The following is a 13,599-nucleotide window of genomic DNA, read 5'->3' as shown; positions in this document are numbered from 1 at the left end:
TTAATTTTGCTGAATCCTTTTTTTATTCACTAGTCTTAAGAAGAAATAATCGCTATCCACCATCTGCTTGGTATAGCATTTTTTAACCTAATTGACTACTTCAAATGAATCTTTAAGCGGAAGATTAACAGAAGAATTACCGATAAATAGTTCAAATTTGCCGGGTTCAACTGTCCAGTTATTGTGCTGATCCAAAAGTTCCAGGTGGGCAGGTAAGATCGTAAACTGTAAGGTCTTCTTTTCCCCTGGATTAAGTTCAACTTTTTCGAATCCACGCAAATCCATCTCATATGTCGTTACCGAAGACAGCACGTCTTTGATATAAAGCTGAACAACTTCGGCGCCTTTCCTCTTCCCTATGTTTTCAATATCAACCGTAACTGTAAGGGAATCCGTTGGTCTGATCTGTTTCTTAGCGAGTTGTAAATTTGAAAAACTAAAATCTGTGTAGCTTAATCCATATCCAAAAGGGTATAAGAATCCAACAACCCGACTATTGCCCCACCCATTGGGTCCGACCCCAGGTTGCCCCGCCTGTGCAGCGGGCTTGGTCGGAAAATTCATTTCAACCTGTCCGACGGACTTCGGAAATGAAATGGGCAATTTTCCACTAGGGCTATACCCTCCAAACAGCATTTCGGCAAGAACATTTCCCGACTGATTGCTAAGAAACCAACTCTCCACAATTGCAGGTAGATATTTGTTTTCCCAATTGACAGTAAGTGGACGACCATTGACAAGTACCAGCACAATAGGTTTACCTGTTTCCTTCAATTTCATTAAATAGTCGCGTTGCTTGCCTGGCAAATTTAGATCTGATCGCGATCGACTTTCACCGACTTCCCGTTCCGACTCGCCCATTACCGCTATGATTAGGTCAGATTCTTTACCGAGACGAACACCTTCGGCCATCTTTTCCAGCTCCTCGCCGGACAAGTCTGTTGGAATAATCTCACTCTCAGGCCAGTTTTTATCCACGACATCTACCCCTTTTGCATAATCAACCCGAAGTGCCTTTGTTTTTCCATAGTTTATAATCCCATCTTTGATGGTGGTGATCGGATTATTGGAAGGTCCATAGCGACTTGTCGTATAATTTGTTGCTTCTGCCATTGGTCCCGTAACCAAAATTCGTTTGTATTTATTCACGTCTATTGGGAGAAGATTCTGTTCATTTTTCAACAGAACAATAGACTCCTTATTCATTTGAAGTGATACTTCTTCATCTGCGGGGGTATGCACCTTTTTATCGGCTATCGCTATATCTTCTCTCAATGGATGATCAAATAAACCCAGTTTAAATTTCACGGTCAGGACTTCGCGAACCCGCTGATCCAATATTTTGATATCCAGCCCTCCTTCTTCTATTAGTTCCATTAGTGGCGTTAGATATGTACTCGGTGGATCAAAATTTGTCCGCACATTCAAACCCGCCTCTAATGCCTGTTTAATAGCATCTTTATAGTTTGCAGCAACATGGTGTTTGTTGTAAATAAACTCTAGAGCCTCACTGTCGGACACCACATACCCTTCAAAACCATACTCTTTTCGGAGTAAGTCCTGTAAAAAATAGCTGCTGGCAGATACAGGCACGCCATCATAATCATTATAACTACTCATGACTCCCAAGGGTTTGGCTTCCTTTATGACCCTTTTAAATGGATAGAGGTGAAGCGAATGCATCTCACGAAAGCCAACATGAGGATCCGTACGTGCATTGCCATCTCTTCCCCCTTTGGGCACAGAATAGACCGCATAATGTTTCAATGTGGATGCGACTCCATTTTGTTGAATCCCTAAAACAACTTGTTTCCCCATTTCAGCAATATGAAACGGATCTTCGCCATAGGTTTCAACCACTCTTCCCCAGCGCGGATCTCTAGAAACATCAAGAATAGGCGTATAGACATTGGTATAGCCCAGATATTTGGCTTCCCTACCAATTATATCGCCAGCTTTACGTACCAGTGAAGTATTCCATGTACTTCCAATATTGATTGGTGCCGGCAGGGAAGTAGCGCGATCATGGTTGAGTCCATGAATCCCCTCATTGGTAAAATCAACGGGAATACCAAGTCGTGTGTTTTCCACAAACCATTTTTGAACATTATTTAAGGCTTGAGCATGGCGGCTGAAGGGATACGAAAATGAACTTTTTGCCGACTTATTATAAGCCAAGCTATTCAACATTTCGTCGATATTGGCCAAGCCGTGTTTCCAAATCTCTTTGTCCCAAGCGGCAGTGGGCTGCTCATCTTTCAAAACCCGCCCATAACCGTAGAGTGTAACCGTCTGATTGGCCTTTTCTTGAACAGTCATTTGACGCAACAGATCCTCCACGCGACTGGCTATTTTCTGTTTGGGGTCTTCATAAATATCCTTTTTCCCATTTTTGTTAAAATCGATCCAATCCTTATGGTAAATGTTGATGTGCTGGGCAGAAGAATGCAAATAAAGGGCTGAGAGCGCTGAAATAATAAGGCTGCTTTTGAGTTGATTAGGCATTATGCTGAAAATTGTTGGTTTTATAAAGTGAAGCAAGGTACAAAAAAAATAAAAATCCGCAGATCAAACACATCGTCGATCTGGGATAAGTCAATATAAATTCATTTTTTAACAAGCATCTAGCTTAAAAATAGTTAACTTTACGACCAATTGTGAAACCAACAAAAAAAATGAGTGCAGATATTAACAAACTAGAACAAATTGCATCACAGGTAAGACGTGATATCGTACGTATGGTACACGCTTGTCAATCAGGACACCCAGGTGGTTCGTTAGGTTGTACAGATTACTTTGTGGCGCTTTATTTCAATGCAATGAAACGCAATCCTTCCTTTGACATGGATGGAAAAGGAGAAGATTTATTCTTCCTGTCAAATGGACACATCTCTCCTGTATTTTACAGTACATTGGCGCATGCGGGATATTTTGAAGTGAGCGAATTAGCAACGTTCAGAAAAATCAATTCCAGACTTCAAGGTCACCCAACAACACACGAAGGCCTTCCGGGTATTCGTATTGCTTCGGGATCATTGGGCCAAGGATTATCTGTTGCAATTGGAGCCGCACAGGCAAAAAAATTGAATAAAGACAATAATCTAGTTTATGTTTTAATGGGTGATGGCGAATTGCAGGAGGGCCAAGTTTGGGAAGCTGCAATGTACGCACCACACAACAAAATCGACAATTTAATTGCTACTGTTGACTATAACAAAGCACAAATTGACGGATCTACAGATCAAGTATTATCTCTTGGTGATCTTCGTGCAAAATGGGAAGCATTTGGCTGGGATGTGATGGAAATTGCTAAAGGCAATGACATGAATGCTGTTGTTGCAGGTTTAGCAGAAGCTAAATCACGCACAGGAAAAGGTAAACCGGTTATTATTCTGATGCATACTGAAATGGGTAGCGGTGTTGATTTTATGATGGGTTCTCATAAATGGCATGGTGTTGCTCCAAATGACGAACAATTGGCGTCGGCGTTGAATCAGCTTACAGAAACTTTAGGAGATTACTAGCATGAAAAAATATACTTATACAGAGTCAAAAGATACACGCTCAGGATTTGGTGCGGGCTTACTAGAAGCAGGAAAGCAAGATGAGAATGTAGTTGCATTATGTGCTGATTTAATCGGTTCGTTAAAAATGAACGATTTTATCAAAGAATTTCCTGAGCGCTTTTTCCAAATCGGTATTGCGGAAGCAAACATGATGGGTATTGCTGCCGGACTTACGATCGGTGGTAAAATACCATTCACAGGTACATTCGCAAATTTCTCAACAGGCCGTGTTTATGATCAGATTCGCCAATCGATCGCATACTCGGACAAAAATGTAAAAATTGCGGCGTCACATGCTGGTCTAACCTTAGGTGAAGATGGTGCAACTCACCAAATCTTAGAAGATATCGGTTTGATGAAAATGTTGCCTGGAATGACAGTGATCAATCCTTGTGATTTCAATCAAACAAAAGCCGCTACGATTGCTGCAGCCAAATATGATGGACCGGTTTATTTGCGTTTTGGCCGTCCTGTAGTTCCTAACTTCACTCCTGCTGATCAGGAATTTGTGATTGGTAAGGCGGTATTATTAAATGAAGGAACGGATGTTACGATCATTGCTACAGGTCATCTGGTATGGGAAGCTATCCAAGCTGGTGAGCAATTAGCTGAGTTGGGCATCAACGCTGAGATTATCAATATCCATACAATCAAACCTTTGGATGAAGAAGCTATTTTAAAATCTGTTGCTAAAACCAAATGTGTCGTAACGGCGGAAGAGCATAATCGTCTTGGCGGTTTAGGTGATAGCGTTGCTCAGGTATTAACAAGAGAGTTGCCTACTCCACAAGAATACGTTGCTGTAAATGATAGTTTTGGAGAATCAGGTACTCCTGCTCAATTGATGGAAAAATACGGTCTGAATGCAGCGGCTATTGTTGCAGCGGCTCAAAAAGTAATCAAAAGAAAATAACAAAACTACGCAAGTCAATATATGGATGACGCTTTAATTATAGCAAAATTCGCCGAAGAGAGTACGCGAGAAGAAGCTTTCCGTTTATTGTTGAAGAAATATCAACAGAAGATTTATTGGCATGTGCGAAGAATGGTCATCGATCATGACGATGCGGACGATGTTGTACAAGATATTTTTGTGAAAGTATGGAAGAACCTTGGGAACTTCCGGGAAGACTCACAGTTATACACGTGGCTTTATCGTATTGCAACAAATGAATGTATTACCTTCTTAAATAAGAAAAAGCAAAAGCAGAACGTGTCGTTGGATGACGACACGACTGCTTATCTGGCAGAAACGCTTGCTGATGGCAATTATTTCAATGGTGATAGAGCTCAAATGAAATTACAACAGGCTTTGTTGACCTTGCCAGAGAAGCAAAAATTGGTCTTCAATATGAAATATTTTGAAGACATGAAATATGAAGAGATTTCAGAAGTTCTCGGAACAAGTGTTGGAGCGCTTAAAGCCTCTTATCATTTGGCCGTCAAAAAAATAGAGGCATTTTTTAACAACAACGATTAAACCTTTTAGCGAAATTAGGTTCTAACAAATACTATGAAGGAAAATGGCACATATCATGATGGGCTGGAGCCTACAAATCTTCCAGCATCGTTGCGTGAAAATCCATTTGGCTTACCTGAAAATTATTTCAGTGATTTAGAATCAAAAATAATTACGCAAGTCAAATTGATTGAATGCAAGGAAGAATCCATCTTTGAGGTTCCAGAAGGATATTTTGATAGCCTATCTGAGGCCATTATGTGTAAAGTAGCAGAAGACAATTTAAAAAATCAAGTTGCTACTGACGGCTTTGAAATTCCTGAAAATTATGCTTCCGAACTATCTTCAACTATCCTCAACCGAATTTTAGAAGACAAATTAAAAGAAACGATTGTATCTGATGGCTTTACAATGCCTTCTGCTTATAATCAAACGCTTGAAGATTCCATCTTCGCCCGTTTAGCTGAGCAGGAATTGAAGAAAACAGTTCCTACAGATGGTTTCTCTGTTCCGGCTGGCTATGAAGAAACAGTTGAATCGACTATTTTTGCTCGTATCGCTGAAGAAAAACTCAAAGAAACGGTTGTGACTGCAGGCTTTGATGTACCACAACATTATTTTGAGACTCTTTCCGACAGTATTATTAATGCTGTGCAGGAGCCTGAAAAAGATCATACACCTATCCATCAAATAGGAAGACCGAAAAAATGGTATGCACGCTATGCTGTTGCAGCATCTTTTGCCGCCATGTTGAGCATAGGAGGATATTGGGGGTATCAGTATCAACAACAAAATGCAGCTCCCGTAGAAACAGTTGCAGAAGAGCAGTTGAGCCAACATTTGTCAGAAATTCCTAAGCAGGAAATTATTAATTACCTTGCGGCTTCAGCTTCTGGTGATGATATGATCTATATGTCCCAGTATACCGATGAAGCGAATCTCCCTACCAAGGGATTTGGGAGTAATATATCTAAACAAGAAATAGAAGATTATCTAAACTATACCTTATAATGATGTTCGATAAAAAATACATATGGATAACATTGTTCTTTAGTATATTTTCTATTGCCTTGGGCTTTGCACAAGACAAAAATCGATTTCAAGCTATAGAAAATGAAAAAATAGCTTACATTACTAAAGAACTAGATTTAACGCCAAGAGAGGCTCAGCAATTCTTTCCGCTCTATAATGAGTATAGCCAAACACTTTGGGATATCAGAAAAGAAAAATTGAATGGTGCTCCCAAAAATAGTTTTAGAGGTGGTTCCAGAGATGTCTTACAGTATGATGTTAAAGAAGTGGAGATCAAAAAAGAATACCGGGTCAAATTTGCCAAAGTTATTGGCAATGCGCGGGCATCGCAATTTTTTGAAGTAGAACAGGAATTCAGAGAACATCTATACAAATCCCTGCAGAATAGAAGAAAATAATCTCGAAAATAAAAAAGAAGTCTTGAAGACTTCTTTTTTATTTTCGGACATTTGTAAGATCATGTTAAGCAACAGAGAATTATTTTTAATGAATACTGCTCAAACATCTAGCTCACCTAGATTGGTTGAAGTAGTTAAGGCTGAAGGTGTCTACCTTTATGGCCCCAATGGAGAAGAATATATGGATTTGGTCTCCGGCTTCAATGTCAGCAATATAGGCCATCGTCATCCGAAGGTTTTAGAGGCTATAAAATCACAATTGGAGCAGTACTTACATGTCACCGTTTATGGTGAATTTGTGCAGGCGCCACAGGTGCAATTTGCTACAGAATTACTAGCAGAACTTCCCGCTAATTTTCAATCAGTCTACCTCACCAACAGTGGAACGGAAGCCGTAGAGGGATCTATGAAAATAGCAAAGAAATATACTGGTCGCAGGCAGATTATCGCTGCAAAAAAAGCGTACCACGGCAGCACACAAGGCGCGCTCAGTCTGATCGGAAACGATGAGTATCGCAAAGCGTATGCCCCCCTCCTTCCCGAAATAGATTTTATCGGGTTTAATGACATGGAAGATCTCACAAAGATTACGGAACAAACTGCTGCTGTCATCCTCGAAGCTATTCAGGGAGAAGCTGGTGTCCGAGTCCCGGATATCGCTTACATGCAAGCTGTTAGAAAACGCTGTAATGAAACAGGTACTTTACTGATCTTTGATGAAATTCAAACAGGTTTCGGTCGAACAGGCCGTCTTTTCGCCTTCGAACATTTTGCTATTGTTCCAGATATCCTGATGCTTGCCAAAGGCATCGGAGGCGGTATGCCCTTGGGTGCATTTGTTGCAGCCAAAGAAGTGATGGACGTTATTAAGGATAATCCCATGCTTGGGCACATCACGACTTTCGGGGGGCACCCTGTGAGTTGTGCCGCAGCGCGGGCTTCACTAGCTGTTATCAAGGAAGAAAAATTAGTCGAACAGGTTGAGCGAAAATCGCTTTTATTTAAAGAAAAACTCAGGCATCCTGCAATTAAAGAAATTCGAGGACTAGGCCTTATGATGTGTCTGCAACTGGCTTCTTTTGATCAAGTTTACAATGTGAGTAAGTATTGTGCTGAAAATGGGGTTATGATCGATTGGTATCTGCATTGTGAAACGGCACTACGTGTCGCCCCACCATTGACTATTACAGATCTAGAAATTGAAAAAGCTTGTAACATCATTATAAAAGGTTTGGAAAAGTATGCCTAAAGTATGTAACTTTAAACATAACAAAAACCTAATAATGAACACAAACCGCAGATCATTTATCAAAAAAAGCATTATTGGCACCGGTCTATTGACTGGCGCCGATTTACTGAGAAACGATGTATTCGCACACGAATCAACAGTCGGTTCCTCAAAAATCACTTTAAATAACGACGACATCATTTTATTTCAGGGCGATTCCATTACGGATGTGGGCCGAGATAGAAATAACAAAAATGCCAATGACACCGCAGCGCTGGGGCATGGTTATGCTTTATTGGCTGCCAGCCAACTCTTAAATAAATATCCAGCAAAGAGACTAAAGGTATATAATACAGGTATTAGCGGAAATCGTGTACCCGATCTTCAAAAGCGCTGGCAGGAGGATACTCTAGCAATTAAACCCACTGTATTGAGTATTTTGATTGGTGTGAACGATTTCTGGCGGACAATCGATCGAGGAGCACAGACTACGGTTGAAGAGTATAAATCCCAGTACAAACAGCTATTGCAGGAGACATTACAAAAGCTTCCAAATGTCAAATTGATCATTGGAGAGCCTTTTGCAGTAAAGGGTGTAGGTCACATTACTGAAGCTTGGTATCCAAAATTTTTGGCTTATCAAGAATCCGCTCGTGAGATCGCCAAAGAATTTGGAGCAATTCTTATCCCCTATCAAAAAATATTCGACAATGCTCAAAAGAACGCCCCTGGTGCCTATTGGGCTGCGGACGGCGTACATCCCACGCTTGCTGGGGCACAAATGATGGCCTCAGCCTGGATGGACTGCATCAAGTAATAAAATAAAAGAGCGGATACTTTATTGAAATCCGCTCTTTCTTTTTTAACATATGCTTATATGTTAAATCTAAATTTCTTTGTAAGGTGTTTTTTGTAGATTGGGAAGAAAATAAGCCACAATACCGATCAATGGCAGATAGGAACATAAGTGATAAATAAACTCGATGGAAGTATGATCTGCCTGCCAGCCAAGTACAGCGGATCCAATCCCCCCCATTCCAAATGCAAAGCCGTAAAATAAACCTGAAACCATACCCAACTTTTTAGGCAATAGTTCTTGCGCATAAACAATAATTGCTGGAAAAGCTGATGATAAAATCAACCCAATAATCACGATTAATATCCCCGTCATCGTAAGTCCAACATAGGGTAATGCCAATGCAAATGGCGCAACGCCCAAGACGGAGAACCAGATGACATATTTGCGACCAAATCGATCGCCGAATGCTCCTCCAAGTAGGGTTCCCACCGCAACGGCTATCAGAAAATAAAATAGATAGACTTGTGCTTCCACTTCATTGATTCCGAATTTCTTGATTGTATAAAACTGGAAGTAGTTTGTGATACTTGCTATATAGAAGTATTTTGAAACAATCAGTAATAGGAGTATAATAACCGTCACGACGATTCTGCTATTGGGTAGATCAGGTACGCGTATTGTTCTCTTCGTTGATTTAGCGGAGCTTTGAAGCCTCTTTTTATACCAACTACCGATATAATAGGATATAAATTGGCCGAGAATGGTAAATAAGCACATCCAAGCGATCGCCTGTTGCCCTCTCGGTAAAACCAAAAAAGCGACAATGATCGGAGCCATTGCCGTCCCTGCATTGCCTCCAATCTGAAAAATAGATTGTGCCATACTTCTTCTTCCTCCCGACGCCATATAAGCTACACGAGAAGATTCAGGGTGAAAGATTGAAGATCCAATCCCGACCAGAAAAACAGAAAATAAGATCCATTCATAACTATGTGCTTTCGAAAACAAAAACATACCGAGAAGTGAAAAAGACATCCCTATAATCTGGGAGTACGGTACAGGATGTTTATCCGTAAATGAGCCTACAACAGGCTGGAATATTGAAGCTGCTATCTGATAAACCATTGTAATCATCCCAACCTGAGAAAAGCTTAGATGATGCTCTTCTTTGAGCAAGGGATAGGTTGCCGGTATCACTCCCTGAATCATATCGTTCAGAAGATGCACCATACTCACGGCAAACAAAATAGAAAAAATAGGTCTACCCGCCTTCTCTTGTATCATGACGTCTTTCAAAAATTAAAAAGGTTGATTTTAACAAACCAACCTAAACTACCTTCATATAATAATTACAATACGCGTACCAACAATCCTTTCAGATATTCACCTTCGGGGAACGAGGCCCGGACAGGATGGTCTTCAGGTTGATGAAATTGTCTGATAAACTGAATTTCCTTACCGGCATCCAGTGCAGCCCAAGCGAGCACTTGTTTGAACGTATCCATATCCATCGCACCTGAACAAGAAAATGTCGCTAATAAACCACCGCTATTTAACAACATCAATCCGCGGCGATTCAGGTCTTTATACGCCCTTGATGCTCTTTCCAATGCAGATCGAGAGGGTGCATATTTCGGTGGATCTAGGACAATCAGATCAAATTTTTCCCCTTCATCAATGAATTTACGCAATTGCTTGTTTACATCAGACAATATTGCTTTATGTCGACTAGGTTCAAAACCATTTTCAACAATATTCTTTTCCAGGGTTTCAATAGCCAGTGCAGAACTATCTACAGATATGACTTCTGCAGCGCCACTTTTCAAACTATTTAACGTAAAACCACCGGAATAGCAGAAACAATCTAGGACTCGTTTATTCAAAACGTAGTTGGCCGTTAGCTGGCGATTTTCACGTTGGTCGCAATAAAATCCCGATTTTTGCCCATCAATAATGTTAACCTTATAATGAATGCCATTTTCGATAACGTCGACAAATTCAGATGGAAGTTCTCCAAACAAAAGTCCATTGGTATCGGGTAATCCTTCATGTTCGCGGGATTTCAGATCACTGCGCTCATAAATTCCTTTGGGTTGCAGCAAAGCATTCAATTCATCTATAATAATGGATTTGACTTTTTCCACCCCAACTGAATGAATCTGAATGGATATAAAATCTGCGTATTTATCTGCAATAAGTCCAGGAAGAAAATCTGCTTCAGCAAAGATTAAACGAACTGTATTGGTAACGCCTTCTTGCAACAGATGCTGTCTTGCTGCAACAGCCTTCTGAACTCGGGCACGCCACCAATCTGCATCAATCTGTGCCTGAGGGTTCCACTCCAATAAACGAATGGCTACACGCGAGCTATTGTGAAATAGACCATAGGCAATAAATTCACGTTCAGCATTGTAAACGCCAACAACTTCGCCATCTTCAATTTTATCGGACAATGATTTAATTGCTCCAGAAAATACCCAAGGATGCAATTGCCAGGCAGCTTTATCCTTACCCTTATTCAAATAAACTGATTTCATTGTTGCAAAATTAACTTATTAATTCGACATCCTGATGAAACTTTCCGGATAAAACAATCTAACATCCTCAATACATTATATATTTCCCAAAAATCCTTTTAATCCAAAAACCTCAACTATTTCTGAATAAAAATAAAAGGGCTCCTAAGGAGCCCTCAACGTTTAGTTATGGTTGATTAAATATTTTTTGAAGGCTTCAAAATCAACTTTCAAAGATTCTGCTAATTTCTCTTTTCCTTGCAATGTTTCTGCGCCGACAGGCAAAACTATTTTTTCGAATACATCTGCTGCTATTGCATCAGGGAATTTGCAGGGATGTGCTGTCGATAAGAAAACTGAAGCATACGGACCGGGATGCTCATTTGCATAAGCACGAGCGCCAAGCCAGGCAATTGCTGTATGCGGACAGGCGATATAATCCGATTCTTCAAGTAATTTCTGCATTCCTTCTTTTGTTTCTTCATCTGTAAATGTATAAGAAGAAAGCATATTTTTTAATTCAGCCACATTTCCGCCAAAGAGATCCTGTATACGTACCCAGTTGCTTGGATTTCCCACATCCATGGCATTGCTTAGGGTTTGAACAGAAGACAGTGGCTCATATTTACCTGAAGAAAGGAATCTAGGAACGGTATCATTGACGTTTGTTGCTGCTACAAAATGTTTCACTGGAAGTCCCATTTTATAAGCCAATAAACCAGCTCCAATATTACCAAAATTACCACTCGGCACTGTAAATACGACCTCATTGACTCCTTGTGACTTCAATTGTGCATACGCATAAAAATAATAAAATGTCTGTGGGATCAACCGTGCTATATTGATTGAATTAGCGGAAGTCAAACGCAATATAGCATTGAGTTCGGCATCACTAAAGGCTTGTTTTACCAATGCCTGACAATCGTCAAAAGTTCCTTCTACTTCAATAGCACGAATATTTTGTCCATTAGTGGTCAATTGTAATTCCTGAACCTCCGAGACTTTACCTTTAGGATATAGTATCGTCACACGTGTTCCTTCTACTCCCAAAAAGCCCAAGGCAACAGCTCCACCGGTATCGCCTGATGTCGCAACAAGTACGTCCAGTAATTTATCGTCAGTCTTTGAAAAATAGCCCATGACCCTACTCATAAAGCGAGCCCCAAAATCCTTAAAGGCATAAGATGGCCCATGAAATAGTTCGAGCACAGCGGTGCTGTCGGTCAAGAATTTTACAGGAGCATCAAAATTGATGGCATCGTTCACAATCTGTTTTAAATCGTCTTTGGGAATATCATTTCCCAATAGTGTAGAAGCTACTTCAAAAGCAATCTCCTGCAAGGAATACTGTTGAATATTCTTAATAAACAGCGGATCCAATTGTGGTATCTCTTCAGGCATATACAATCCTTTGTCTGCAGGGAGAGAATTGAAGACCGCATCTTTGAAGGAGACTTCTAATGTTTTATTATTTGTACTATAAAATTTCATATGTAAATAATCTTTTTGTAAAGGCCGATAAAACATCCTGTTATTTTCATTCGTGTTGACTTTAGAATGTGGATATTTCATTTTATTATCTTTTCTGAGGCAATGATCAATTAACCTAAGATTTTATAAACCTCGTTTCTGTCCTTAAATAATTTTTAATCTAATATCCTGGGTCCTTCCACATTGACACGGGAAACATAGCCAAAACTATCAATTTCATTTTCTTTGAGATGAGTTTGTATTTTGTCGGCAATCTCCTTTGCTATTTTTTCATCCCGTGTTATTGCAACGACGGAAGGTCCTGAGCCAGAAATACCAAAACTCAAGGCACCATTTTTCAAGGCAATTTCTTTCATTTCATAAAACTGAGGAATTAAAATTGCACGGGTTGGTTCAATAAGAATATCTTTCATGCTTCGCGCAATAAGATCATAATCTTCCTTGAACAACGCGGCAACCAATCCCGCGATATTACCCCATTGTGTCACGGCGTCTTTTAACAGCACTTTATCTTTTATAAGTTGTCTTGCGTCACGTGTGGGAACATCGACCTGTGGAAAAACGACCGCTGCTACAAGCTCTTTTGGTGAAGGGATGGAAATAACATCCAAAGGTTCATTTCCCCGAATTAATGTTATGCCTCCATAAAGCGCCGGGGCAACATTATCGGCATGGCCCGTACCGCAAGCCAAACGCTCACCTTCAACACAAAATGGCAGTAATTCTTCTTTTGACAAAGGGTTTCCAAGCATGGTATTGATGGCAAAAAGCCCAGCCACGGTACTTGCTGCACTGGAGCCAAGTCCCGATCCAATTGGCATATGTTTATGCAATTCAATTTCGACGCCTACCTTTGAAGAGATATTCAAGGCTTGTAATAGATATTGAACACAGGCGGATACGGTATTCTTACCGGGATCGAGCGGTAGTCTTCCATCGTCGCCAGTTATTTCCCGAATCGTTACTCCAGGTTGTTGCGTGCGCCGCATAACCACCTCATCACCGGGTTCCTCGACAGCAAAACCCAATATATCAAAACCACAGATCATATTTGCGACAGTTGCAGGCGCAAAAACACGAACTTCCGACAGCATGCTGTCTAAATTTATC

General features: G+C 40.4%; 12 protein-coding genes. 7 read left to right on the top strand and 5 right to left on the bottom strand.

What is annotated here, in order from left to right; genetic code table 11:
- Positions 1-87: 87 nt before the first annotated feature.
- Positions 88-2,505: a glycoside hydrolase family 3 N-terminal domain-containing protein gene (locus tag B4N43_RS24615; RefSeq protein WP_088162910.1), complete on the bottom strand. Its 2,418-nt coding sequence runs from the start codon at positions 2,503-2,505 to the stop codon at positions 88-90.
- A 170-nt stretch (positions 2,506-2,675) separates the two neighbouring features.
- On the opposite strand from B4N43_RS24615, the gene B4N43_RS24610 reads away from it, so the two are divergent.
- From B4N43_RS24610 to B4N43_RS24580, 7 genes are all read left to right on the top strand, one after another.
- The gene (locus B4N43_RS24610; protein WP_075994134.1) at positions 2,676-3,524 is read left to right on the top strand and encodes a transketolase; all 849 of its coding nucleotides are present in this window, start codon (positions 2,676-2,678) and stop codon (positions 3,522-3,524) included.
- 1 nt (position 3,525) lies between these two features.
- Positions 3,526-4,479 carry a transketolase family protein gene (locus tag B4N43_RS24605; protein ID WP_075994135.1) on the top strand — a complete coding sequence of 318 codons (954 nt, stop codon included), beginning with the start codon at positions 3,526-3,528 and terminating at the stop codon, positions 4,477-4,479.
- Between the two features lie 21 nt (positions 4,480-4,500).
- Complete coding sequence (locus B4N43_RS24600; protein WP_075994136.1) at positions 4,501-5,046, top strand: RNA polymerase sigma factor; 546 nt, start codon at positions 4,501-4,503, stop codon at positions 5,044-5,046.
- 33 nt (positions 5,047-5,079) lie between these two features.
- Positions 5,080-6,036: a hypothetical protein gene (locus tag B4N43_RS24595; protein ID WP_145327963.1), complete on the top strand. Its 957-nt coding sequence runs from the start codon at positions 5,080-5,082 to the stop codon at positions 6,034-6,036.
- Complete coding sequence (locus tag B4N43_RS24590) at positions 6,036-6,455, top strand: hypothetical protein (protein WP_232475616.1); 420 nt, start codon at positions 6,036-6,038, stop codon at positions 6,453-6,455. Before B4N43_RS24595 ends, B4N43_RS24590 begins: the two co-directional genes overlap by 1 nt.
- Positions 6,456-6,516: 61 nt before the next feature.
- A complete protein-coding gene (locus tag B4N43_RS24585; protein WP_075994139.1) occupies positions 6,517-7,704 on the top strand; it encodes an aspartate aminotransferase family protein in 1,188 nt (395 codons plus the stop codon).
- 34 nt (positions 7,705-7,738) lie between these two features.
- Positions 7,739-8,500, top strand: coding sequence for an SGNH/GDSL hydrolase family protein (locus B4N43_RS24580; RefSeq protein WP_286736814.1), 762 nt, complete (start codon positions 7,739-7,741; stop codon positions 8,498-8,500).
- Positions 8,501-8,569: 69 nt separating this feature from the next.
- On the opposite strand, the gene B4N43_RS24575 is transcribed toward B4N43_RS24580, so the two are convergent.
- The 4 genes from B4N43_RS24575 to B4N43_RS24560 form a co-directional block, all read right to left on the bottom strand.
- Positions 8,570-9,766, bottom strand: coding sequence for an MFS transporter (locus B4N43_RS24575; RefSeq protein ID WP_088162914.1), 1,197 nt, complete (start codon positions 9,764-9,766; stop codon positions 8,570-8,572).
- Positions 9,767-9,831: 65 nt separating this feature from the next.
- Entirely contained in the window at positions 9,832-11,019 is a 1,188-nt protein-coding gene (locus tag B4N43_RS24570; protein WP_075994142.1) for a class I SAM-dependent rRNA methyltransferase, read from the bottom strand.
- Between the two features lie 162 nt (positions 11,020-11,181).
- The gene (gene thrC / locus B4N43_RS24565) at positions 11,182-12,489 is read right to left on the bottom strand and encodes a threonine synthase (protein ID WP_286736810.1); all 1,308 of its coding nucleotides are present in this window, start codon (positions 12,487-12,489) and stop codon (positions 11,182-11,184) included.
- Positions 12,490-12,644: 155 nt separating this feature from the next.
- Positions 12,645-13,583, bottom strand: a complete 939-nt coding sequence (locus B4N43_RS24560) for a homoserine kinase (RefSeq protein WP_286737018.1) — start codon at positions 13,581-13,583, stop codon at positions 12,645-12,647.
- Positions 13,584-13,599 lie beyond the last annotated feature (16 nt).

Origin of the sequence: Sphingobacterium sp. UBA1897 (assembly GCF_002337775.1) — a bacterium.
Classification (GTDB): domain Bacteria; phylum Bacteroidota; class Bacteroidia; order Sphingobacteriales; family Sphingobacteriaceae; genus Sphingobacterium; species Sphingobacterium siyangense.
This window is presented reverse-complemented; position numbering and strand designations above follow the sequence as displayed.